The sequence below is a fragment of the Brevundimonas sp. genome, from assembly GCF_044239655.1.
In the GTDB taxonomy this organism is placed as follows: Bacteria; Pseudomonadota; Alphaproteobacteria; order Caulobacterales; family Caulobacteraceae; genus Brevundimonas.
Window position 1 is genome coordinate 1 of sequence record NZ_JBIIAY010000236.1, and the last position, 22,859, is coordinate 22,859.

The 22,859-nt window shown below is 62.7% G+C and carries 32 protein-coding genes; 31 read left to right on the forward strand and 1 reads right to left on the reverse strand.

Annotated elements, in window-relative coordinates; genetic code table 11:
- Positions 1–607: 607 nt before the first annotated feature.
- Positions 608–1,174 carry a helix-turn-helix domain-containing protein gene (locus ACILQR_RS16935; RefSeq protein WP_395652532.1) on the reverse strand — a complete coding sequence of 189 codons (567 nt, stop codon included), beginning with the start codon at positions 1,172–1,174 and terminating at the stop codon, positions 608–610.
- 56 nt (positions 1,175–1,230) lie between these two features.
- On the opposite strand from ACILQR_RS16935, the gene ACILQR_RS16940 reads away from it, so the two are divergent.
- The 31 genes from ACILQR_RS16940 to ACILQR_RS17090 all read left to right on the forward strand — a co-directional run.
- Positions 1,231–1,491, forward strand: coding sequence for a helix-turn-helix transcriptional regulator (locus tag ACILQR_RS16940; protein WP_395652533.1), 261 nt, complete (start codon positions 1,231–1,233; stop codon positions 1,489–1,491).
- Complete coding sequence (locus tag ACILQR_RS16945; protein WP_395652534.1) at positions 1,492–2,136, forward strand: KilA-N domain-containing protein; 645 nt, start codon at positions 1,492–1,494, stop codon at positions 2,134–2,136. It begins immediately after the preceding gene.
- A gap of 192 nt (positions 2,137–2,328) precedes the next feature.
- Positions 2,329–2,757 (forward strand): Gp49 family protein, encoded by a 429-nt coding sequence (locus ACILQR_RS16950; protein WP_395652535.1) that lies wholly within the window; start codon positions 2,329–2,331, stop codon positions 2,755–2,757.
- Between the two features lie 233 nt (positions 2,758–2,990).
- A complete protein-coding gene (locus tag ACILQR_RS16955) occupies positions 2,991–3,380 on the forward strand; it encodes a hypothetical protein (protein WP_395652536.1) in 390 nt (129 codons plus the stop codon).
- The gene (locus ACILQR_RS16960) at positions 3,377–4,093 is read left to right on the forward strand and encodes an HNH endonuclease (protein ID WP_395652537.1); all 717 of its coding nucleotides are present in this window, start codon (positions 3,377–3,379) and stop codon (positions 4,091–4,093) included. The genes ACILQR_RS16955 and ACILQR_RS16960 overlap by 4 nt, the downstream gene beginning before the upstream one ends.
- A gap of 4 nt (positions 4,094–4,097) precedes the next feature.
- Positions 4,098–4,328 carry a hypothetical protein gene (locus ACILQR_RS16965; protein ID WP_395652538.1) on the forward strand — a complete coding sequence of 77 codons (231 nt, stop codon included), beginning with the start codon at positions 4,098–4,100 and terminating at the stop codon, positions 4,326–4,328.
- Positions 4,329–4,333: 5 nt separating this feature from the next.
- Complete coding sequence (locus ACILQR_RS16970) at positions 4,334–5,107, forward strand: DNA cytosine methyltransferase (protein ID WP_395652539.1); 774 nt, start codon at positions 4,334–4,336, stop codon at positions 5,105–5,107.
- Complete coding sequence (locus tag ACILQR_RS16975) at positions 5,104–5,385, forward strand: MarR family transcriptional regulator (RefSeq protein WP_395652540.1); 282 nt, start codon at positions 5,104–5,106, stop codon at positions 5,383–5,385. Before ACILQR_RS16970 ends, ACILQR_RS16975 begins: the two co-directional genes overlap by 4 nt.
- A gap of 9 nt (positions 5,386–5,394) precedes the next feature.
- Positions 5,395–6,138: a DNA-methyltransferase gene (locus tag ACILQR_RS16980; RefSeq protein WP_395652541.1), complete on the forward strand. Its 744-nt coding sequence runs from the start codon at positions 5,395–5,397 to the stop codon at positions 6,136–6,138.
- The gene (locus ACILQR_RS16985; RefSeq protein WP_395652542.1) at positions 6,138–6,479 is read left to right on the forward strand and encodes a hypothetical protein; all 342 of its coding nucleotides are present in this window, start codon (positions 6,138–6,140) and stop codon (positions 6,477–6,479) included. Before ACILQR_RS16980 ends, ACILQR_RS16985 begins: the two co-directional genes overlap by 1 nt.
- Positions 6,480–6,541: 62 nt before the next feature.
- Positions 6,542–7,345 carry a hypothetical protein gene (locus ACILQR_RS16990; RefSeq protein WP_395652543.1) on the forward strand — a complete coding sequence of 268 codons (804 nt, stop codon included), beginning with the start codon at positions 6,542–6,544 and terminating at the stop codon, positions 7,343–7,345.
- Positions 7,342–8,676: a replicative DNA helicase gene (locus ACILQR_RS16995; RefSeq protein ID WP_395652544.1), complete on the forward strand. Its 1,335-nt coding sequence runs from the start codon at positions 7,342–7,344 to the stop codon at positions 8,674–8,676. Before ACILQR_RS16990 ends, ACILQR_RS16995 begins: the two co-directional genes overlap by 4 nt.
- The gene (locus ACILQR_RS17000) at positions 8,673–9,374 is read left to right on the forward strand and encodes a hypothetical protein (RefSeq protein WP_395652545.1); all 702 of its coding nucleotides are present in this window, start codon (positions 8,673–8,675) and stop codon (positions 9,372–9,374) included. Before ACILQR_RS16995 ends, ACILQR_RS17000 begins: the two co-directional genes overlap by 4 nt.
- A complete protein-coding gene (locus ACILQR_RS17005; RefSeq protein WP_395652546.1) occupies positions 9,371–9,856 on the forward strand; it encodes a recombination protein NinB in 486 nt (161 codons plus the stop codon). Before ACILQR_RS17000 ends, ACILQR_RS17005 begins: the two co-directional genes overlap by 4 nt.
- Entirely contained in the window at positions 9,853–10,209 is a 357-nt protein-coding gene (locus ACILQR_RS17010) for a hypothetical protein (protein ID WP_395652547.1), read from the forward strand. Before ACILQR_RS17005 ends, ACILQR_RS17010 begins: the two co-directional genes overlap by 4 nt.
- Positions 10,199–10,471 carry a hypothetical protein gene (locus ACILQR_RS17015; RefSeq protein WP_395652548.1) on the forward strand — a complete coding sequence of 91 codons (273 nt, stop codon included), beginning with the start codon at positions 10,199–10,201 and terminating at the stop codon, positions 10,469–10,471. The genes ACILQR_RS17010 and ACILQR_RS17015 overlap by 11 nt, the downstream gene beginning before the upstream one ends.
- Positions 10,472–10,507: 36 nt before the next feature.
- Positions 10,508–10,726 carry a hypothetical protein gene (locus ACILQR_RS17020; RefSeq protein WP_395652549.1) on the forward strand — a complete coding sequence of 73 codons (219 nt, stop codon included), beginning with the start codon at positions 10,508–10,510 and terminating at the stop codon, positions 10,724–10,726.
- Positions 10,726–11,016 carry a hypothetical protein gene (locus ACILQR_RS17025; protein WP_395652550.1) on the forward strand — a complete coding sequence of 97 codons (291 nt, stop codon included), beginning with the start codon at positions 10,726–10,728 and terminating at the stop codon, positions 11,014–11,016. The genes ACILQR_RS17020 and ACILQR_RS17025 overlap by 1 nt, the downstream gene beginning before the upstream one ends.
- Complete coding sequence (locus ACILQR_RS17030) at positions 11,013–12,239, forward strand: PBSX family phage terminase large subunit (RefSeq protein ID WP_395652551.1); 1,227 nt, start codon at positions 11,013–11,015, stop codon at positions 12,237–12,239. The genes ACILQR_RS17025 and ACILQR_RS17030 overlap by 4 nt, the downstream gene beginning before the upstream one ends.
- Positions 12,240–12,288: 49 nt before the next feature.
- Positions 12,289–14,454, forward strand: a complete 2,166-nt coding sequence (locus ACILQR_RS17035) for a portal protein (RefSeq protein ID WP_395652552.1) — start codon at positions 12,289–12,291, stop codon at positions 14,452–14,454.
- Entirely contained in the window at positions 14,454–16,319 is a 1,866-nt protein-coding gene (locus ACILQR_RS17040) for an SGNH/GDSL hydrolase family protein (protein ID WP_395652553.1), read from the forward strand. Before ACILQR_RS17035 ends, ACILQR_RS17040 begins: the two co-directional genes overlap by 1 nt.
- Positions 16,320–16,355: 36 nt before the next feature.
- Positions 16,356–17,195 (forward strand): hypothetical protein, encoded by an 840-nt coding sequence (locus ACILQR_RS17045; protein ID WP_395652554.1) that lies wholly within the window; start codon positions 16,356–16,358, stop codon positions 17,193–17,195.
- A 12-nt stretch (positions 17,196–17,207) separates the two neighbouring features.
- Positions 17,208–18,419 (forward strand): P22 phage major capsid protein family protein, encoded by a 1,212-nt coding sequence (locus ACILQR_RS17050; RefSeq protein WP_395652555.1) that lies wholly within the window; start codon positions 17,208–17,210, stop codon positions 18,417–18,419.
- A 45-nt stretch (positions 18,420–18,464) separates the two neighbouring features.
- Positions 18,465–18,773 (forward strand): hypothetical protein, encoded by a 309-nt coding sequence (locus tag ACILQR_RS17055; protein WP_395652556.1) that lies wholly within the window; start codon positions 18,465–18,467, stop codon positions 18,771–18,773.
- 36 nt (positions 18,774–18,809) lie between these two features.
- Positions 18,810–19,451, forward strand: coding sequence for a hypothetical protein (locus ACILQR_RS17060; protein WP_395652557.1), 642 nt, complete (start codon positions 18,810–18,812; stop codon positions 19,449–19,451).
- 2 nt (positions 19,452–19,453) lie between these two features.
- The gene (locus ACILQR_RS17065) at positions 19,454–20,857 is read left to right on the forward strand and encodes a packaged DNA stabilization protein (protein WP_395652558.1); all 1,404 of its coding nucleotides are present in this window, start codon (positions 19,454–19,456) and stop codon (positions 20,855–20,857) included.
- On the forward strand, positions 20,854–21,216 hold the full coding sequence (locus ACILQR_RS17070; RefSeq protein ID WP_395652559.1) for a hypothetical protein: 363 nt from the start codon (positions 20,854–20,856) through the stop codon (positions 21,214–21,216). The genes ACILQR_RS17065 and ACILQR_RS17070 overlap by 4 nt, the downstream gene beginning before the upstream one ends.
- A gap of 3 nt (positions 21,217–21,219) precedes the next feature.
- A complete protein-coding gene (locus tag ACILQR_RS17075; RefSeq protein ID WP_395652560.1) occupies positions 21,220–21,573 on the forward strand; it encodes a hypothetical protein in 354 nt (117 codons plus the stop codon).
- Positions 21,573–21,929, forward strand: coding sequence for a hypothetical protein (locus ACILQR_RS17080; protein ID WP_395652561.1), 357 nt, complete (start codon positions 21,573–21,575; stop codon positions 21,927–21,929). Before ACILQR_RS17075 ends, ACILQR_RS17080 begins: the two co-directional genes overlap by 1 nt.
- Positions 21,913–22,512: a hypothetical protein gene (locus ACILQR_RS17085; protein WP_395652562.1), complete on the forward strand. Its 600-nt coding sequence runs from the start codon at positions 21,913–21,915 to the stop codon at positions 22,510–22,512. Before ACILQR_RS17080 ends, ACILQR_RS17085 begins: the two co-directional genes overlap by 17 nt.
- Position 22,513: 1 nt before the next feature.
- The coding region (locus ACILQR_RS17090) for a hypothetical protein (RefSeq protein WP_395652563.1) at positions 22,514–22,859 on the forward strand (346 nt) is incomplete at its 3' end.

Sequence of the window (22,859 nt, forward strand, 5' to 3'; positions counted from 1 at the left end):
TTGAGGTCTTTGTCAAAGCCCTTGTAAGAGGTGATGACCTCGGCAGGATCTGCTTTGGTCTTCTTGGGCTTGCCGGCTTTTTCCATCGTCTGCTCCTTGTTTGGTGCGATGGATGTATTATTAATCGCCTCCATAAAGCTGTCAATGGAAAAATGAACAGCCTCCATAAAAAGATGCGAAATTTTCTAGGGGTATTCGCCCCGCCTGTTCGCGGGGGTGATGCGTCAGGTCAGGGTAAAGGCCGTCAACATAATTGACAGCAGGGCGCAGAGACGCCATCCAGGGCCAAATATGTTTACGTTAACTTGTGGTGCGGCAATGGTGTCGTGCCAGTCAGATAGGGGCACGACCGTAGCGCGTGTCAGCGGCCTTGTGGTCGCAACAGCTGTTGGTGAGATCGTCCGGTCAATTGAGGACTTGTCCGCTCAGCGCGGGGCATCAGGGCAGGTGGTGGTTTACAGCGCGCAGGTGCTTATCTCGCCGGATCGGCTTTTTGCGGCGGCCCAAGCAACTGGCCGCGAGAAGCTGCCAACGGCTCTGGTTGTCGGCCCAGATCAGATAGAGCTGTTCAGAACCTACGCTCGCCTGGCGCTTCAGGTCGGCGTACTTAAGGCTGCGTTTTTGACAGAGCAGCAGGCGCGGGAATGGGTAGAGCAGGCTGCGCTGGTGCATGGATACCGGCGCTCCCGTGCCGGGCAACATCAATCAAGGCGAGCAGGTTGCCAAGAAGAATATCCCGCTTAGCTGCCAGTTCTGGGGTGTGGTCGGGGACTGCCTCAAAGGCCCGTGCCAGCATTTGACCCTCGGGGCCAATGCCCAGAGCCAGACCACCCTCCGTCCTGGCCGCTGAGACGCGAATCGCCTCCAGCTCAGCCGCTAGGCGCGGGCTGAAGTCGGCCACCTTGCAGCCGAAGGCCAGGGCGAACCCTTGCGCCGCCTTCAGGCCTAGCGCCGCCTTGCCAGTCAAGTAGGCGGCCACGGTGCTTTGCTGGCCGATGCCGAAGCGCTCTCCTATATCTGCCTGGGTGTGAATCCCGGCATCCTTGAGGCGCGGCTTGCTTGATCGCCACAGCGCATGGAGCGCTGCGGCCTCGCGGCGATGCTCATCCGTGGGCGGCTGTCTCTTTGGCGCATTCATGCCGGCGAAGTTATCAGCGCCCTCAATCCGCATCATTCAACGCCTCCATAATTTTTGTTGACGGAATTATTTAGCGCCTCCATAATTGGCGCATGAATGGAATCCGACACATCAGAAAGCAGCTCGGCCTGACTCAAGCACAACTCGCCCAGGCGATTGGCTCCGAGCAGTCGAGCATCTGCACTTATGAGCTGGGCAAGTTCACGCTCAAGCCTGAGCTGGCCCGTCGAGTTGCTGAGCTGGCGCGAGAACGCGGATTTGAATGCACGCTGGACGACGTTTACAGCGAGGCACCCATCCTCCGGGCCAAGCGCAGCCGCTCCAAGCCCTCCAAGCAGAAGGCGGAGGCTTGAATGAGCATCGTCACCTTTGAATACCAGGGGCACACCATCGCCTATCAGGACGATGGGTGGTTCAACGCCACCGAGGCGGCCGGCAAGTTTGGCCGCCGTGTTGATGTCTGGCTCAAGACCAACGAAACCCGCGACTACATTGCCGCCCTGTGCCAGATGACGAATACCACCGAAAAGGGGTATTTGAAAACCAAGCGCGGAGCGGGTGGAGGCACTTGGCTGCATCCGAAGTTGGCGGTCCGCTTTGCTCAATGGCTTGATCCGCGCTTCGCGGTCTGGTGCGACATCCAGATAGATGCCCTGCTGCGCGGCAAGGCTGACTGGCGCAAGCTGCGCCACGAGTCCGCCGCCAGCTTCAAGGTCATGACTGCCATGTTGCAGATGACCCGGGCCGATGCCGGCAAGGATACGGTCGGCTACCACTTCAGCAACGAGGCCCGGCTGGTGAACTCGCTGCTGTCTGGCGAATTCAAAGCGCTTGACCGTGACGCCCTCGGCGCCGACGAGCTGGCTCTGCTGGCGCACCTTGAAGAGCGCAACGCCGTCCTGATTGGCCGAGGCATCGCTTATGACAAGCGCAAGGACATGCTCAAGCAGTACGCCATGGACTGGCGTGTCGCGAGCAATCAGCGCATCGGGGCCTGACCCATGCGCGCCCATCACTTCCCCCTTGTCCCCATTGCAGATGGGGCCCGCCAGCGATGCGCCGGTCTCCCCCGGCATTTGCAGAAGCACGCTGGACCCACGGGACATAGAGCAGAGCAAGCCAGCGGTCCTCTGACCAATCTGCATAACCGCGACCCCTACTGATTCCCTCAACAGCCCGAAAGGCAAACCATGCACAACGTGCAATCTCCCCGCTCTGACGATGCCGCCATTGAAGCTGAGATCGTCGCCAAGGGCCTGACCGCCCCGCGAGTCACGCCGGTTGACATCGAGAACAACATCGCCAGCGAACGCTATTTCACGGCTGCGGATGGCGTCCTCGGCGCGTACAAAAACGGCGGCGACAAACACCCGGCCGGCTGCTCGCCCAGCCAATCCGAGCAAACCGCGCTGGGACTGCTGACCTTCTGCGTCTTGGTGTTGAACAACGGCTTCACCGTCACCGGCGAGTCGGCCTGCGCCAGCCCCGAGAACTTCGATGCCGACCTCGGCCGCAAGATCGCCCGCGCCGCCGCAGTCAACAAGATTTGGCCGCTGATGGGCTACGAGCTGAAGCAGCGCTTGCACGACATCAAGCACTCCCTGCCGCCCGAGGCTTAAGCACCCCACGCCATGCATCACAGCCGCCCCTTCGCCACCGCTCGCAGCGCAACCGCATCCCTCTCCAGCTTTGCTGCTGCGCTGAGCGTGCAGCGCCGGAGCATTGCGGCGACTGCGGCTGCGGCCCAGGTGTGGATTGCGGGGTCGGATCGTTTCGTCATGGCATCAAGTCTCTTTTTTTTCACTCGCGAAGCCCATCCGAAGGCTTCCGAAAAACTCGGGAGCCCTCGGTAATGCAAGCTGAAATGCCCTTCTACGAGAGTGCAGAACAGGCCCTTACGGCTGCGGTTCAGCACCTCGGCGGCGCCAAGCAGGTCGGCGCCGCTCTCTGGCCAGATAAGACGCCAGACGGTGCGCGCACGCGGCTGTTGGACTGCCTGAACCCTTCGCGCTCCGAGCGCCTGGACATGAGCGAAGCCATGTTCATCCTGCGCAAGGCCAAAGAGAAGGGCTTTCACGCGCCATTCCACTGGATCTCCGGATCTGTTGGCTACGAGGCGCCTAGGCCCCTCACTAACTCAGGCGAGGAAGATCGCCTCACCACGGTCATCGACAACGCAACCAAGACTCTCGCTGCGGCGTTGCCGATGCTGGAGCGGATGCAGCGAGCGAGGGCGGCATGAGATTGACTCCGGAATTCCTTGAAGAGCTTCGCGTGATGCTTTTCAAAGCAAGTCACCTCCTGCTTGATGCCCATATTCACATCAGGCGCAAGCCGATGATCGGCGGCGTCTTTGGAGCGGCTGGTTTTAGCCTTTGCTCATACAACAGCACCTACACCGGCCTTGACGTTCCGACCTACCTTGTCATGGAGAGTTCATCAGGGCTGATGCTTGCCAGGGAGGGGACAAAGGCCGAGGCAATTGACCTCTCGAGAGTTGTCCTGCAGCGAATTGGCCCTTCTGTTTTTGCGGGCTGGTCGGCTCAGTTCCATGCGGAGGTTGAGGCGAACAAGGCCATCGCAGAGGCGGCCAAAGCAAAGGCCTGGGAAGAGCGGCGGGCAAAGTTCGCGGCAGAGTCGGCGACTGTGGCAAAGAAGGTTCCTCGTAGGCGTGCTGCTGTTTTCGCTGCCTCGAATGGGAAGTGCCACTACTGCTCAACCGTCCTATCGCTTGATGGCAAATGGCACATCGAGCACAAGATGCCGCGCGCACTTTTGGGAGGTAGCGAGCAATCAAACCTCGTCGCCGCATGCGTGTCTTGCAACATGAAAAAGCGCGACCAGACGGACCTTGAGTTCATCGCTTCGCGTGGCAAGCCCGCACGGCCTCCCCTCGCCGAAGTGTCAGCCCCAAAGCCAGCCCAGGTCTGTGCTGTATCGAACCCAACGGAGTAACACCATGCCAGCAATCACCCCCGGTTCCGCCTTCGATCCCAACTTCAAGGGCTCGATTGACTGGTCCGAATTCGGCCCGATGAAAAACGGCCTGACCAAGCGCCAGACCGCGACGAAGCAGCGCGAGGAACAGGTGGCGCGAGGGAACACCGGAACGATCCACGGCCTCAGCTCCCGCAGCGATGCCCAGATCGCCACGACCGGCCGCATTCGCAAATCGTCTGCGCTGGGCTGATTTGAATGACAGCCTACTACAACGAGTTCGACAAATATGCTGCTCAGTGGCTCCGAAACCTCATTGCTGCCGGACACATCGCGCCCGGCGTCGTTGATGAGCGAAGCATCGAGGACGTACACCCCTCGGACCTCGCCGGCTTCACGCAATGCCATTTCTTCGCCGGCATTGGCGTCTGGAGCTACGCCCTTCGGCGCGCCGGATGGCCAGATGACCGACCTGTTTGGACCGGTTCCTGTCCGTGCCAACCTTTCAGCGTCTCAGGCAAGGGAACTGGGTTTTCTGACGAACGGGATCTCTGGCCGAGCTGGTGCCACCTCATCCGCGAGCGTGGCCCTGCAGAAGTCCTTGGAGAACAGGTTGCAAGCCCTCTTGCCAAGCCCTGGATCGACCGCGTGTGCCATGACGTGGAAGCGCTGGACTACGCCTTCGGGGCGGTCGTATTCCCTGCTGCAGCCGTCCGCGCTCACCACGTCCGAAAGCGGGCGTACTGGGTGGCGAAGTCCAGCCGCCACGGATGGCGAAAAGACCGACGCCACGCTGCCGAAGGTGCTGGAGCGGATCGCGGCTGGCAACAAGCAGATCAGCCTGGCCATGCAAGCTCGGCTGTCGATTGGGTCCGGTGCGTTGACGGCAAGTCCCGGCCGGTTGAACCCGGCTCATTCCCGCTGGTTGATGAGGCTCCCTGCCGCGTGGGACGCCTGCGCGCCTATGGAAATGCCATCGACGCCGAAGCGGCGCGCGTCTTCATCGAAGCAACCATGAGGGCCTCAGCATGACCGTCGCCGACACCTCAATCTACGCCTACCGCTCCCTGACTGTGGGTGACCTGTCCAAGGGTCAAGCCGCTGTCATGCGAGTGATCGGCGAGCGCACAGACCACACCCGGGCCGAGATAGCAGCTCGCGCCGGCATTCCTCTTCAGTCTGTGTGCGGTCGGGTCAATGAGTTGATCGCGGCCGGCCTTCTTGAGCACGGCCCACGCCGGCTGTGCTCAAGGACGAAAAACCCCGCAAACCCCGTCCGGCTGCCGCGTGCGCAGCTGGAGCTGATCTGAGGCAACAGCATGAGCTTTGAGAAAGTCGTTATCGGGAATGCGACGTTGTACCTGGGCGATTGCCTGGAGGTAATGCAAGAGTTTGGCGCACGGTCGTTTGACTTGGCCGTCACTGACCCGCCGTATTTCGACGGCCCCAACAAGTCGGGCTATTACGGCCGGGGTTACTCAAGCCTTGGCGTTCAGCGCGCCAAGCATTACGACTCGCTGCCTGTGTGGTCGGTACCGGGCACCGACTACTTCGAGGCGCTGCGGCGAATCAGTCGCCATCAGATCATTTGGGGCGCCAATCACTTCGCTGACCGTTTCAAGTCGGACGGCCCGGGGTGGATCGTCTGGGACAAGCTCAACGGAGCTAGCACCTTTGCGGATGCCGAGCTTGCCTACTGCTCGATGGACTGCGCCGTGCGAGTGTTCCGCTATGTCTGGAACGGCATGCACCAGGGCCAGTATGGCGGCAACAAGGCAAAGAACGAATCGCGCATTCACCCGACACAGAAGCCCGTAGCGCTGTACGAATGGTTGCTCGACAACTATGCCGAGGCTGGCCAGCGCGTGATCGACACGCACATGGGCAGCGGGTCCAGTGCTATCGCTGCTAACACCCGAGGCGTCGAGTACTTCGGCATTGAGATCGACCCGGTGATGTTCGAGGCCGCCTGTCGCCGCATCGAAGAGGCCCAGCGCCAAACAGCCCTATTCACGCCAGAGCCCGCCACGCCGGCTCAGCAAACAAGCCTTCTGGAGGCCTGATGCGCACCACCCCCGAAGCTCAAGACAAGCCCCTTGACCTCACCGGCACCAAGGCCGCCAAGCCAGCACCGCCACCAGCTCCCGCGCGCCAGGTAGCCCCTGGAGTGGTGGAGATAAACGGCAAGCTCCAAACGCGGGACTACACGCCGCCGAAGCTGCCGCATTGGGGCGGGGAGCTGCTGCTGAACCAAGACCCAGAGCCGCACGACCGCAAGGGAGGCCCTGACGCGCTCTCGGCGCTCCTGAAACGCAAGGCCGAATGGGTCGGTAGCCACCCGGGTGCAAGCCTCGCTCAGATCGACGCAGCGCACGCAGCCATTGCGGCAGAAATGGGGCTGTGATGGGGGTTCCGGCGCCATACCCGGCCGACACCCTGTCAAAGGGCTGGCGGTTTGAATTGAACATGGAGAAGGTGAAGAAGTCAGACACCTGGCTCCGCGCCCGCACCGGGTTCGTTCGCGCAAGTCTGCTGCTGCTCTGGGCTGAGTCGTGGGAGCAAACACCTTGCGGAAGCCTTCCCAATGACGACGAGTTGCTGTCGCTGCTGCTGGACATGGATGCAAGCCTTTTCGCGCAGCACAAAGCCGTCTTGATGCGTGGATGGGTGCTTGCAGATGATGGCCGCCTCTATCACGAGACGATCACCGAGCGCGTGCTGGCGATGATCGACAAGCGCATGAGTGACGCACAACGAGCGGCGAAGTCACGCGCAGCGAAGGCGAACGCTGCGCCCACTCCGAATGAAGTCACTGACGCGTCACGCGTGACAGACGAAGGACTCCACAGTGAGTTCAACACCAGAACCAGAACCAGAACCAGTAATACAGAAGAACCTAACGGTTCTCGTCGGCAGGCCGACCAGCAGCTGCCGAACTGTCCTCATGACGACATCGTGAGGCTGTACCACGAAGCGCTGCCAGAGCTGCCGGCCGTCAAGGTCATGTCCGACTCAAGGCAGAAGGCCATGCGCGGATTCTGGCGCTGGGTGCTGACCTCCAAGAAATCGGACGGCAGCCCGCGAGCCCAGACCGCAGACCAGGCGCTGACCTGGATCGGCAACTACTTCGAGCGCGCCAAAGCAAATGACTTCCTCATGGGCCGCCGCAGCGCAGGCCAGGGGCATGACAACTGGCGCTGCGACTTCGACTTTCTCCTGACCGAGAAGGGCAAACGACACGTGATTGAGAAGACGGCGGACACCGCATGAGAGACGCACAACCCTTCATTTCCATCGAGGCCGAGCAGAGCATCCTCGGCGCGCTGCTGGTCGACAACAGCGCATGGGATCGAGTCGCGGACCTGCTGAAGGCTGACGACTTCTCACGGCGCGAGCATCGGCTGATCTTCGATGCCATCGGGCGCCTGATCAACTCCATGAAGCCGGCGGATGTCGTCACCGTGCTAGAGGAGCTGCGCCGGACTGGCGACGAGGACGAGAACGGAAGCCTGACCTACCTGAACGAGCTGGCCGGCAGCGTGCCGGGCGCCAGGAACATCCGGCGCTACGCGGAGATCGTCCGCGAGCGGGCAATCCTGCGCGGTCTGGTGGCGAAGGCAGACCAGGTCCACGAGATCGCGGCCAGCGACAAGACCCTGAGCGAGAAGGCAGACATTATCGCGGGCCTGTTCTCCGGGGCCGATGCGATGAACAGTCGCAAGGGTCCGCGCTTGATGCAGGACATCCTTTGCCGGGTTATCGACGCGATCAACGATGCGGCGGACGGCGGTGAGGAGTTCTGGCGCACTGGTATCCCAGGGCTGGATAGTCGGCTGTCTGGCGGGCTTCGCGCCGGCGATGTCGTGATCCTTGCCGCCCGGCCGTCAGTCGGCAAGACAAGCCTGTCGCTGCAGATCGCCAAGCGGTTCGCGTCCGACGATCACCCGGCACTGATCCTGAGCCAGGAAATGCCGGACGTTGCCATCGCCAGGCGCGCGCTGTCGTCGCAGTCGGCCGTGAGCATGGGCCACATCAAGACCGGCAAGCTGTCCGATGACGAGTGGAGCCGCGTTAGCGATGGGATCGACAAGCTCGGCCGCCTGTGCCTGCATGTTGACGACGAGCCGGCGCTGACGCCCCAGGCCATCGGCGCCAAGGCTCGATCCGTCAAGGGCCTGAAGCTGCTGGTGTTGGACTACATCCAGCTCAGCGAAGGCGAGGGCGACAACCGGACCCAGCAAGTCGGCGCGATCAGCCGCGCACTGAAGCGCCTCGCGAAAGAGCAGGGCATGGCCGTCATCGCACTGTCCCAGCTCAACCGTGCCGTTGACGCTCGGCCAGGCCGCCGGCCGCAGATGAGCGACCTTCGCGACTCCGGCGAGATCGAGCAGGACGCCGATGTGATTGCGTTCCTGTGGCCCCTGGAGACCGACGACTCGGCACAGATCCGCCCCATCGGCCTGGACATCGCAAAGAACCGCGACGGCGAGCGCGGGGCTGTGGTCCTGAACCTGCACGGCGCCACCCAGACATGGACCGAGTCCACCCAGAGCATTGATGAATTCCAAACGACGAAAAAGCGTCAAGGAGGTTTTGAATGAGCGACACCCGAATCCAACGCCGCACCCATGAGCAGTTGCGCGAAGTCGTCCTCGCCGCTATTGACGACAAGGGCACCACGACCAAGCATCTCTATTCGGCGCTTGGCTACAGCCACACCCGAAACGTGATGAAGGTGCTGTACAAAATGATCGAGGCCGGCGAGCTTTGCAACGCAAAGTGCGCGATTGGCGCCAAGAATCCCGAGGCCTACTGGTTCAAAGATCGGGCGGCGCGCGATGCCTTTCACGCGGCATACAAGACGGCGCTGGCCGAGCGGCGCAAAGTGTTTCAGATCAAGTGGCGGGCGACTGAGGCCGAGAAACGCCGTGCCAAAGCAGCAGCCGAAGGCCGGCCTGTAAAGCCGCCAAAGCCTCCGAAGCCACCCAAGGCGCCCAAGCCCGTGACGGTCAAGACCGCCAAGCGTGACCGCACGCCACCGAAGCCGAAGACCCGCCGCGACAACGCTATCGCCGAGATGCTGCACAAGCGCCGCTCGGCCGAGAAAGTGCCGCAGCGGGCCGGCGTGGCGCATCTCCCTGGTCCGGCCGACATGAGCCAGGCCAAGGTAACCAAGGCCGAGCCGCCAAAGCCGCGCTTCTATGTCGACCCGGCAACCATGCCGCGCTTTTTCAGTGCCGTGCCGCCCGGCCGCGATCAGCTGCCGGCCTCCAGTTGCGCAGCGAGGGCGTTTGCATGAACTCCGACGAGCGCCTATCCGCTGAACTGCAAAACCCCCAGCAGGCCCACCCCGAGATGCTGCGCGTCTGGAGGTGGTGCAAGGCAATGATGGTCGCCGGCAACCAGATCAGCCTGGAGGCCCGCAAGTCCACCCGCACGACGTACCAAAACAGCATTCTCTGGTCGATCCTCACCGACCTCAGTAAGCAGTTGCCATGGCCCGTCGATGGCGTGAGCGGATTACTGACGCCGGAGGAGTGGAAAGACATATTGACCGCCGGCCTGCGCAAAGAGCAGCGCGTCGCAGCCGGCATCGACGGCGGCTGGGTGATGCTGGGCCAGCGCACCAGCAAGATGACCAAGGCCGAGTTGTCCGACCTGATGGAACTGGCGTGGGCCTTCGGTGCGCGCCACGACATCAAGTGGTCGCCGACATCGCTGGGCCGAGACGGTCAGCCAGCGCCAGCTAGGCGCCGTGAAGAGCAGGGAGAGCCGGCATGAAGCCCTTGAGCCTCACCATGCCCTGGCCCGTCATGCGAGAGCTGTCCCCCAACTGGCGCGGCCACTGGTCGGGCAAAGCCAAGGCGAAGAAGAAGCTCCGCGCCGCATGGGCTGGGGCAGCGCTGGAGCAGGGCGCGCGCCGGCTGCTGGTCGACGCCCTGACCGTGCGCCTAGTGTTCGTCCCGCCCGACAAGCGCGCCCGCGATCTGGACAACCTGCTGGCCAGCTGCAAGGCCGGGCTTGATGGCCTGGCTGACGTGCTTGGCGTCGATGACTCGCGGTGGTCCATTGCGATCAGCAAGGCCGCAGAGCAGGGCGGGTTCGTCCGGGTGGAGGTGAGCCATGCAGAGTAAGAACAAGCCCAGCATGACAAAAGCCGAGCGCGAGCATGTCGGCCGCATCAAGGAAATGCCCTGCGGCGTGTGTGAGGCCAGCGGACCCAGCGAGGCGCACGAACTCAAGCAGGGCCAGTGGTTCACCAGCATCCCGCTCTGCGCCGACTGCCACCGTGGGCCGTTCAACGGCATTCACGGCCAATCCCGCATTTGGGCCGTCTACAAGCTTGATGAGCAGGAGGTGCTGAATGAAACGATTCGCCAACTTTTGGCAGCTTGACAGGGCGCGAGCCAATGCGCTGAAGAAGGAAAGCACATGAACAGAATCCCAGTCCGCCAAGGCAGCCTCGTGGACAAGCTGCAATCCTGGCTTGCCGAAAATCCGGGTCAGGAATTGAACCTGCCACTGATATGCCGGACCTTCGATGTGAAGTACCGGGCTGCAGTCTCAGCGGTCGAGAGACTGAAAGAGGCGGGCATTGTTGAGGTAAAGCATGTTGTCCGGTTGCGGGCAAAGGAAGAAGAGGTGGCGTAATGGTTATCAAAACCAAGAGGAAACCAACAGGAGCGGCAGCAAAGGGCGCAGGGCCCGGGAGGCCGAAAGGCGTTAAGAACAAGGTCACGGCCGAGCTTAAGGACATGATCCTGCAGGCTCTGGACAACGCTGGCGGCGTCAGCTATCTGACACAGCGAGCATCCGACCCGAAGACTGCTAGCGCCTTCCTGACGCTGGTAGGCAAGACTCTGCCAATGACTGTCAAGGGGCCGGGTGAGGGTGGCGAGTTCTTTCAGAAGATCGTCGTTGAAGTGGTGCAGGCCAAGTGAGCGAGCTCCGCATCAAGATCGCCGAGGCATTCCTGCCGCTGGAGGGACCGCACCGCTATATCGGCGCGCACGGTGGGCGCGGCTCGGCAAAGTCGCACTACTTCGGCGAGCGCTGGCTGCGGGAGAACGTCGCCGAGAAACTGGACGTTGTTTGTCTGCGCGAGACGCTGAAGAGCCTGGAGTTCTCGGTCAAGAAGCTGCTTGAATCCAAGATCCAGACCTACAACGCGGGCGCGTACTTTGATGTGCAAGACCGGCGAATACTGACCACTCGCGGCGGCGTGACGATCTTCGAGGGCATGCAGAATCACACAGCCGACTCCATCAAGTCGCTGGAGGGCTTTGACCGCGCCATGTTCGAAGAGGCCCAGGCTGCGACGGACAAGAGCCTGACACTGCTACGCCCGACGATTCGAAAGCCAGGATCGCAAATGTGGTTTGCTTGGAACCCCGACCAAGCCAGCGACCCTATCGACAAGCTTTTGAGGGGCGATCAGCCGCCGCCAGATTCGGCCGTGGTCGAGGTCAACTACATGGACAACCCATGGTTGCCAGACGAGTTGCGCGCCGAGATGGAATACGACCGAGGCCGCGATCCCGACAAGTACGCGCATGTGTGGCTGGGCAAATACCGCCAGAACAGCGAGGCGCGCGTCTTCAAGAACTGGCGCATTGAGGAGTTCGACACCGACCCCGCCTGGATCTTGCGTCAGGGCGCTGATTGGGGCTTCAGCATTGACCCGTCCGTGCTTGTTCAGTGCGCCATCGTAGGCCGCACGCTGTACGTGATCCACGAGGCCTATCGTGTCGGCTGTGAGGTGGATTTCCTTCCCCAGTTGTTTGGCACAGTGCCAGAGTCTGAGCGCTGGCCAACCACGGCCGACAGCGCCAGACCCGAGACGATCAGCTACATGCAGCGCCACGGCTTCCCGAAGATGCTGGCAGCTATCAAGGGTGCGCGCAGCTTGGAAGAGGGCGTGTCGTTCCTCCAGTCGTTTGACATCGTTGTTCATCCTCGATGCCTGCATGCGATAGAGGAACTGCGCGCCTACAGCTATGAGACGGACCCGTTGACCGGGCAGATCCTGCCGAAGTTGGCCGACAAGGATAACCATGTGATCGACAGCTTGCGCTATGCCTGCGAGGGCGCGCGCCGGGCAATGATGGGGCGCGGCAAAGCCCCCGACTTCAGCACCTCGGCAGCCTCTGGCGCACGCCTGTGAGAACTTTCGCTCTTGAGCGCATGTGCCGTATCCGTGAGCATGCGCGGCGATGGCGCAATCAGTCGAGGAATCAGGCAAGCGATACCGCGAGGCACTTGATGCAACGCGGGATCAGCGCGAGCAGATCCGGGAGGATCTTGAGTTCTCGGACCCGAGCAACCCCAAGCAATGGGACGAGCGCGAGAGGCAGCAGCGAGAGGGTGATCCAGGCGGCGCGCGGCCCTGCCTGGTGTTCGATCAAACCGGACAGTACGTCTCCAACGTGTCGGGCCAGGTTGAGCAACAGCCGCCAGCGATGCACGCCATCCCGGCAGGCGGCGGCGCTGACATCAAGGTCGCAGAGCAGTATGACGGCCTGTTCCGCCACATCGAGCACGTCAGCCGCGCCCAGCAGCACTACTCGCGGGCGCTGACTTCGGCGGCCCGGGCTGGTGTCGGTTACCTGATCGTCAGGCCTGAGTACACCGACCGCGCCCTGAACTGGCAAGAGCCGCGCGTAAGCAGCGAGGGTGATCCGCTCCGTGTGGTGTTTGATCCCTGGAGCGTTGAGCTTGACGGCTCAGACGCCAATTTCGGCTACCTGATCACCCCATACGGTCACCGCGAGTTTGAGCGCCAGTTCGGCGCCAAGCAGCCCAAGATCAGCTTCGGAGACGACGAACAGAAGTACGTCAACGACGACCGCGAATCGGTGCTGGTGGCCGAAGAATGGTGCGCCGAGGACCGCAAGACAAACATCATCATCTGCGCCGATCCTCAGGGCGGCGAGGTGTCGATGACGGAGGACGAGTTTTGGCAGGCTCAGCAGCAGGGCCGCCAGCTGGAATACATCGGCCAGTACACCGACAAGCGCCGCATTGTCTACTGGCGCAAGCTGAGCGGCGCGGCCGAGCTGAGCAAGCGTGTCGAGTACCCAGCAAGCGGCATCGGCATCGTGCCGGTGTATGGCTATGTCGGTTTCAGCGATGGCCGCATGAAGTATTGCGGCATCCCGCGCCGTGGCCGCTCCCCTCAGCAAGCCTACAACTTCCACATGAGCGAGATGCGGATCTTGCAGATGCAAGCCGCGAAGGCACCGTGGTGGGTTCCGATTCGCGCGATTGGCGGCGACGAGAACATCAAACGCCTGATGGATCGCGCATCGGTAGAAAGTCGGGCTTTCCTGCCCTACCACGACATGGACGAAGAGGGGCGGCCAATTAGTGCTCCGACCCGGATTCAGCCTGCGATCAACCTACAAAACCATATGGCCGGCGCGCTGCAGGCCCGCGAGGACATCCAAGCCGCTCTCGGCATGTATGCGGCCAACATCGGCAAGCAGAGCAACGCGACCAGCGGCGTGGCCTATGACGCACAGAAGCAGCAGGGCGAGGCTAGCACGGCGCATTTCCCGGCGCACCTTGCGGCATCTATCGGCCAGGTCGGCAAGCTCTGCCTTGAGATGGTGCCGCGCCTGATCGACACCAAGCGTCAGGTTCGCATCCTGGGCATCGACATGACGCCGGGCACGGTGACGGTCGATCCGCAGCAAGATGACGCGCTGCGAGAGACGCCGGATGGCCTCGTCATCAACCCGAACGTGGGCAAGTATGACGTTCGCGTCGTGGTCGGCGCGAGCTACGCCACGCAGCGCCAAGAGACAAGCACAGCCCTGACCGAGATGATCCGGGCTAACCCGGAAATGATGCCTGTCGTGGGTCCGCTGTGGGCTCAGACGCTCGATTTCCCGAACGCCGACAAGCTGGCTCAGGTGCTGACCGCCATGGCGCCGCCGCAAGTGCAAGCCGTGCTCAACCCAGGCGCCAGCAAGCAGCCCACGACCGCCGACCTCATGGCTCAGGTCGAACAGCTCAAGGCTGCGCTGCAAGAGGCCACGCAGATCGCGCAAGAGGCCCAGCAGGACGCCGACGAGGCGAACGACAAGCTCAACGCCAAAGAGGCTGAGCACGAAATCAAGGCCTACGAGGCCGAGACAAACCGCCTCAAGGTCACGGGCGCAAACGAGGAACAGATTAAGGCCATCGTCGCCGACCTCGTGAACACGATGCTCACCAGCCCGGCGCCGCTTGGCGATGAAGCATCCGAGCCGCAAGAGCCGCAAGAGCCGGCCGAGATGCCCGAGTCCTACGAAATGCAGGCGCTGCCCGGCGACCTCGGCGAAGGAGAGATTGAACAACCCGAACCCATGCCCGAGATGGGCGAGGAGCAAATCTGATGCCTACTCTCGCAGCGCCGCAATCGGCCACCTACACCACGGTTTCGCCGCAGGAATTCGTCAACGTCGTCTGCACAGGAGCCACTGATTTAATGCTCGTGTCCTGGGTCGGCCCGGCCGGCACCAGCGGCCAGCGAACGGTGCGCAACACCACGAGCGCAGGCGAGGACATCGGGCCTCTGCTTGACGGCACAACCGTGACGTTCACCGCGCAGTCGGGCTCGCCGGTCTTTACGGCGCCGGCCTATTCGCCGCCTGTTCAAGCGCTGGTGTCAGGGGCTGGGAAAGCGCTGGCCGAGGCCAACCGCCGAATCATTGCGGCCCAGACAGAGAATCCTCTGACGCGCCGCGTGCCGATGACGGTTGTGCCTGATTGGGCGCCGACTACGGCGTATGTGAACGGGCAGGTTGTCAAGCAAGGCGGGTTTGAGTACGTGTGCCGCACGAGCGGGACCAGCGCCGGCTCGGGTGGGCCAACTGGTCGGGGTTTCGCGGACATCGTGGACGGCACCGTCGTGTGGCAGTTCAACCAGGTGCAGCGCGCAACGGCCGCCAGTTCGGAAGCCCCGACGATCACAACCACGACCAAGCCCGCATCGCTGACCAAGCAGTACCGAGCGATTAAGGAGGCATCGGCCTTTGCGTACTACGGCGGCAAGGCCGTACCTTCGTCGGCCAGCGGGGTGATCTTCACCGCTGTGACCACGCTGCTGGCGGGTAGCGTGGTGACCAGCGCGCCGGGTCAAGACAACTTCAACCCGTGCATCTCGTTCGTGACGGATGCCTTGGTGTTCGCTGTCGAGAATGCCAACACCATCGGCAGCTCGCGCAAGTTCTTCATTGAGATCGACGGGCAGTTCTACAGCGACACCCCGCTGATCGGCTCGGGTGGCGGCAGCTTCATCGTCTTCGATTTCACCGGGAAGGAAAAGCGCCAGCGCACGATCAAGCTCTACTGGCGCCGCTCGACGCCCGAGGAGTTCCGGGGCGTCTGGGTTCAGCGTGCGGACGCGATCTGGGCGCCACCGGTCAGCCCGCGAATGGTGGTGCTGGGTGACTCGTTCGTTGCCGGCTCCTCTTACTCCGGCTACACGCAAGGGCAGGACGCGGCCTCGATGCTTGGGCAGGCCCTGGGCATTGACGATGTGTGGAACATCGCCAAGGGAAGCTGCGGCTTCGTCACGACCGCTGGCGGCACGCGATACACCCACGGCGAACGCCTGACAGATGCCACCGACCCAAACCCCGACATCCTGGTGGTGTGCGGCAACCACAACGACAACGCCAACAGCCGGGCCGTGGTGGCGGCGGCGATCTTGAGCTATCTGCAGCGGTTCCGTGCGGCCTGCCCCAATGCCTTCATCATCTTCTTCGGGACATGGAAATCCGAGGGCATGACCACCCAGCAGGCCATCGACATGGAAGGGGCCGCTGCCGACGCGATAGCAGCTTTTGGCGATAGCAAGACCGCATTCATCCCGGTCAACTCCGACCCGAGCGGGCCATGGCTCAACGGCACGGTCAGCACCGGCAGCATTACCGGTGTGTCCAACGCAGCCAGCGCGGTGGTGACCTGCGCCAACACTGCTGCGGTCGGTGACACGGCGGTGTGCCATGGCGTGCAGGGCTGCGCAATCAACGGGATCCTGGGGCGGGTCACTGCTGCGAGTAGCACGCAGGTGACGCTGGACATCGACTCCACCTCGCTGGGTGCGTTCTCTACATCGGCCGGCTCGTTCGTGGTGTTCAACGATCTCATCACCAGCAGCGACAAGCTGCACCCGCACCCGCAAGGCATTCGCTACCTGGTCAACCGCTGGGCGCAGGGCGTGCGCGGTGCGCTGCGGACGTTCCTGGCCGCCTGATTTCCCATCCCCTCCGCGAACCCATAGGAAACGCACATGACCCTCGAAACCGCATCGCCAGAAGTTGCCGCCCCGGCAGCAGTGGCGGGCGATCAGACAACCGCTGATCAGCTCGCAACCGCCAAGCCGGAAACGGAAGGTCAAGCCGAGCAAGACGGCGAGCCAAAGAACGAGCAAGCCAAGCCCGAGAAGACCCCCGAGCAGCGCGAACGCGAGCGCATGCAGCGCGGTATTGACCGCAAGACCCGCCAGGCCGCAGAGGCGCGCGCCGAGGCCGAACACCTCCGGCAAGAACTTTCGCGCTTGAGAGGCGAGGGTGCCGGTGCTACAAATCGCACACCGCAAGACGAAGACGACACCGTGTCGCTCTCTCGCGCTGAACTGGCTGAGATGGTCAAGAGCGAAGCCGCAAAGCTCGCACCGACGCTCAAGCAGCAGCAGGCCGAGATAGAGCAAATGCAGAAGGTGGCGCAGTCTCTGCAGAAGGAGCTTGGAGAAGAGGGCTTTGAGGCCTTGGCGAGTGATCTCGATGACGCATTAGGCGGTGCGCTAACCAGCGGCAAGCCTTCCCCTGTCATTGATGCAATTTTCTCCGCCGACGATCCGCAAGCTGTCATTAAGTACCTGGCCGACCCTGACAACGACGCGGAAGCCGAGGTCATTGGCCGTATGAGCGCAGTGCAAGCCGGGCGAGCAATCGCCAAGCTGGAGCTGAAGCTCGCGGAAGCGAAAGCCAGGGACAAGCCGCAACGCAGCAAAGCACCCGAGCCCATCGAGCCGGCGCGCGCAAGTGGCGCAGCAGCCAGCTCTGAGCCCGACACCAGTAAATGGACTGACGACCAATGGATTAAGTGGCGTCAGACGAACCGAAAGTAAGGACAAAGCACCATGGCAAACACCATCCTCACCCATCAAATGATCGCCCGCGAAGCTGCGGCGATGTTTGAGGAAGAAGGCACCTTCATCAAGCACATCAACCGCGACCGTGAGAAGGACATCGGGCGCGATGTGTCGGGATACACCTCCGGCACTTCGGTCAAGATCAAGATCCCGCCGACCCCTGTGGTCTACAGCGGCGCATCGTTCGCTGGCGGTGGCTCAGCGCCCGATCAGGTCGAAACCTACGAAACCCTGACTGTTGACACCCAGAAGCATGTGCCGCTGACCTTCACCGCCACACAGAAGGCGATGGAGCTGGCCGACTTCAAGGAGCGCTTCCTGAAGCCTTCGATTCAGGCGCTGGTTTCTGTGACCGAGGCTGACCTGATGGTCAAGGCCTACCGCGAGATCCCCGCCGTCCTGGGCACTGCCGGCACCGTCCCGACCACCATCGCCCCCTTCGCGGCTGCGCGCGGCGCCATGAATCGCCAGATGGCGCCGACCGGCATGCGTTACTCGCTGGTTTCGAGCGATGTCAACACCAACATGGTCGCCGCTGACCGCGTGCTGTTCCGGCCTGATGTGTCGAACCAGTACACGACCGGCACGATGGGCAACACCCAGGGCTTCGGTTTCTTCGAGAATCAATCCTTGCCGGTGCACACCAATGGCACGCAAGCGAGCTGGACGATCAACGGCGCCGGCCAAACCGGATCGACGCTGAACATCGGCGGCTTGACCAACGGCCAGACCATCCTGCGCGGCACGAGCTTCACGATCCCGGCTGTGCGCGAGGTGCATCCGATCACTGGTGCTGCCTACCCGGCTGCGAACCTGCGCACCTTCGTGGTAACTGCGGACTTCACGGCCAGCGGCACGACCGGCTCGATCGGCATCTACCCGCCGATCACGCCGACGACCAGCTCGCTGGTGGGTACCGTCAACGCCAGCCCGGCCAATGGCGCGACCTGCACGATGTTCGGTGCTGCATCGGCCGCCCTGCGTCAGAACCTGACCTTCCAGCGCAACGCCTTCGCAGCCGCCTTCGTGCCGCTGCCGGTGCTGGCCTCGTGCGAGGGCTACACCTTCAAGACCGACAACTTCGCCATTCGCGTGATGACCTTCGGTAACGGCCAGTCCGACACCGAGTCCACCCGTATTGACGTTCTGTACGGCTTCAGCAAGGTGCGGCCGGGCCACGCGGCGCGCGTCAGCGAGTAATGGCAAGGGCGGCCTTCGGGTCGCCCTTCTTCAATAGGAGATTGCATGGAATTCCAGGAATATCCGAAGGCCGTCTACAAGCTGGACGACCAACGAATCGTTCAAGGCGCAGCGGAAGAAGAGCAGGCATCCAGCGAGGGCTACGGTCCCTGGGTCTGCAAGACGCTGCGCGAAGTTGCCGCCCCGCAGGGAAACGAGGAACAGTCCTCTCCTCTGCAACCCCTCGATGCACCTGACGGTGCGGCATTCAATGCTGACGACATCGACCAAGTGCGCGCCAAGCTCAAAGAGCTAGGCATCAGCTACCACCACGCATCCGGCCTGGCGAAGCTGCAATCGCTCCTACCGCAGTAATCGATGACCCGAGCGCGCACCATCATCCGAGACGCCTTGACCTTCGGTCTGAATAGACTGAGCCCGGGCGAGCAGGAAGACGCCGACCTGTTTGGCCGGTGCCTGGACGCGCTCAACTACATCCTCGACAAGTGGAACGGAAGCAAGGGCCTGCTGTGGCGCGAGTTCTTTACTGACTCGGTGCCGATCACGGGCCTGACCGGCACGCTGGGCGCGACCTGGCCCGGTCTGCTGCCGGGGGACGAAATCATCGGCGCGAGCGTTCGCTACTCGCCAGGGCTTGATCAGCCAATGTCCCCGCTGACCATGGGACAGTACCAGGAAATCGCCCTGAAGAACCTGCAAGGCGCCTTCCCTCAGCAGTATGCGCACGATGGAGCGGCGACGGTCTACCTGTACCCGGCCGCAAACTCGCATGTCATCACGCTGCTCACCAAGCAGGCGGCCTCGCTATTCACTGACCTTGATACCGAGTTCGTGATGCCGCAAGGCTACGCCTCGGCCTTCACGGATCAGCTCGCCGAAGTGATGGCGCCGACCCTGAACCCGCAGATGCTTCAGATCGCAGCCACCAAGGCCGCCGCCTCGCGCCGCCGCATCGGCGCTCAGGCCATCTCGCCGGAAATCATCAGCAGCACCAATTCGCCGGGCCGCCTCGCCGCGTTCCTGGCCGGCTGACCATGGCTGGCAACAAATTCCCCGGAGCCATTGGCCCCAGCGCTCAGACCAAAGACCGCAAGGCCTCGGCTGGCCGCACGATCAACTGGCGCATGCGTGTCGTTGATGGCCCCGCCGAGCCCAATCAGATTGTGCTTGAGCCTGTGGAGGGCCTGCGCGCGTTCGTGACCTTCCCGGCTGATGTGCGGGGTGTGATTGAGACGGACGAAACAACGGCGCGCACTTTCGTAGTGGCCGGCGCGAAGCTCTACGAGCTCAGCACGGCGGACGGCAGCTACGTCGAGCGCGGCACGCTGGCCCGCTCTTCGGGCTTCGTCGCCATGAAAAACGGGCTGTTTCAGCTTGTGATCGTGGACGGCCCGAACGGCTATGTTTTCACCTTCGCCACAAACGCCTTTTCCCAGATCATCGATCCCGATTGGCGCGGCTCGCGCTGGGTGGATGAGCTGAACGGCGTGTTCATCTTCGTCCCCAACGATCAGCCGGACCAGTTCTACATTTCGGCCATTGATGACGGCGCGAACTTCGATGCGCTGGACTTCAGCAGCTCGGACGCCCAGCCTGACCCCATCGTCACCCATCGGGTGATGAAGCAGGAGCTTTACCTGTTCAATCGGCGCAGCACCGAGGTTTGGATCTTCGACGGCTCGACAGACTTCCCGCTGACCCGCTACAACTCCACGCCCATCGACGTTGGCTGCGCTGGCCTGCGCGCGGCCTGCACCACTTCCGACTCGCTGTTTTTCCTGGGTCGCAGCAAGACCGGCCAAGGCCTGCTGTACGAAATGCGCGGCCATCAGCCGGTGCGCGTGAGCACAGATGCAGTCGAGCAGACCATCAAGGACTCGACGGATCGAGCCGGCGCGGTGCTGTGGACCTACCAGATCGACGGCGCCGAATTCCTGGGCCTCAACATGCCGGGCACCGCAACGACATGGGTCTACAACCTGGCAACCCAGCAGTGGCACGAGCAGGCCCGCCTGGTCAATGGCGAGTGGGTGCAATGGCCGGCTGATCAGATCGTGTTTGCTGGCGGTCGGCACCTGGCCAGCGTCGGCGACAAGCTCTACATCATTGACGACACGCTGGACGCCATCGGCTCCGAGTTGCTGAGCTATGAGCGCACCTGGCCGCACATGCAAAACGCCAGCATGGAGCCGATCAGCTTTCGCAGCGTTGAGGTGTCATGCACGACAGGCAACGGCGGCGACATGACGCTGGAGCTGTCCAACGATGGTGGCTATGTGTGGGGCTCGCCGCTGCGGCGCAGTCTGGGGGCCATTGGCCGGCGCGTTGAGCGCATCCGCTGGCAGGGTCTGGGAGCCGCTATCTCTCGCGTCTTTCGCCTGCGCTGCCGTGGCGCTGGTCCGACGACGATCTATTGCGCTCCGGTGGACGCATCATGACAAAGATCACCCCGCCCAAGGTGCCTGTTCCGATTGGTCGCGTGACCATCGGCGGGCAGTCGTTCGATGTTATGCAGCACCCAGAGTTTGTGCGTTTCTTCTTCGACCTGTTCAAGCGTGTGGGCGGCACCGATGCGATGGGGAATGCAGAGCTGTACGCGCTGCTTGTCGCCCTTGATGACGCGGCGGGCCGGCTGGATTCCATGGGCGCCCATATCGGCGCGCTGCGCAATGCCATCGAAGCTCTGCAAGGCGGCGAGATGGTGATGCAGCGTGCGCAGCAAGACGCCCTGATGCCGGACGTGATGCAGGCCGCTCAGGCTGTCAGCCTGGCCCACGAAACCACTTTTTACGGATAAGCCATGCAGCGCATTCCTGTCGTTGTTTTCAACAACATCCAGCTGACCACGGCAGTAGCTGGGGCGACTTCGCCTGTGCCTGATGCCACCACGCTGCTGACAATCTCGGCGGCCACGATCAACAACACCACGCCCGGCGCGGTGACGATGGATGCCTACATCGTGCCATCTGGCGGCACTGCGGGCGCGGCGAATCAGGTCATCTCGGCGCTGAGCATTCCCGCAGCCGGCGCAGCTCCGACCATCCTCGCCGGCCTGATCGGTCAGACCGTGCCGGCCGGTGGCACGCTGCAGCTCAAGGCAAGCGCGGCCACATCGCTGACACCGTTTGTCAGCGGGTATAGGACGACGCTGTGATGATCTACCTAGACCCTGCCCGCCGTCAGGAGGCCATCGAGGCCGGCTGGCTGGCCTATTGCGACCGCATGCCGGCTTTCGAGTCGGCATACCGAGCCGCGTGCGAGAGCTGGCGCGTCATTGCGGTGGTGGCTGATCGCGTCATCGGCGCTTTGTTCGCCCGCGACGGCGTGATCCATCTGGGCATCGTCCCCGAGTGGCGCGGCCGGTGGGCCTCGCGCCGGCTGATCCGCGAAATGCTGGCCTACGGCACGCGCACGACGCTGCTGCCGGGCGAGAGTGGCCCGCGCGACTTCATCGGCCGCATTGGATTCGTCAAGACAGAACAGGAGGGCGCCTATGTCGTTTGTGGGTGACATCATCGGCGGCGTCTTCCAAGACAAGGCCGCAAAACGCGCAGACAAGACGATTCGCGAAGGCGCGGCGGCCGAGATTGCCGAGAACCGACGCCAGTACGACCAGACCCGCGCGGACTTTGAGCCGTGGCGCACGACTGGCGCGAATGCCCTGCAGCAGCTGGCCGGCGACATCAACAAGCCAGTCACATCTGCCGAGGTCATGGAAGACCCGGGCTACCAGTTCGGACTTGATCAAGGTCAGCAGACGATTGCGCGGCGCGTAGCAGCGGGCGGAGGACGCATCTCCGGCCAGGCCCTCAAGGCAGCTGCGCGCTTTGGCACTGACTACGGCAGCAGCGGATACGGGGCGGCCTACCAGCGCAAGCAAGACCGGCTGAATCGTCTTTCTGCGCTCTCCGGCATTGGTCAGACAGCCACTGGACAAACCGCTCAGGCCGGCCAAGCCGCAACCGCAAACATTGGGAACGCCATTTCAAATCAGAGCCAGAACTCGGCCGCTGCCGCGCTCTATCGCGGGAACATCTGGGCCAATACGACAAACAAGCTGATTTCAGCTGCTGGCAACTTCTTCGGGGGCTGAGATGGCAAACGTATTTGCAGCTTTCGCCCAGCCCGTTAAATCGGTGCAGCAGTACAACGACGACCGAGACGCGCGGGAGGTAAACCGCCTAGCCTTGCAAGAAAAGCGCCGGACCAATGCGCTGGCCGAGGCCGCGACAGCTCAGCAGGCGGCAGACAGGACCGCCTTACAGCGCGCAGCCCAGGATTCGGGCGGGGATCAAAACAAGCTCATTGCCGCGCTTCGCGGCTCTGGCAGTGCTGGATTGATGGGCCAGGCTGACGCCATCGAAAAGGCACTGCTTGAGCGACGAAACACCGAATCGCAGATCAGCGAGCGCACCGCCAAGACCGGCACCGAGCAAGCAA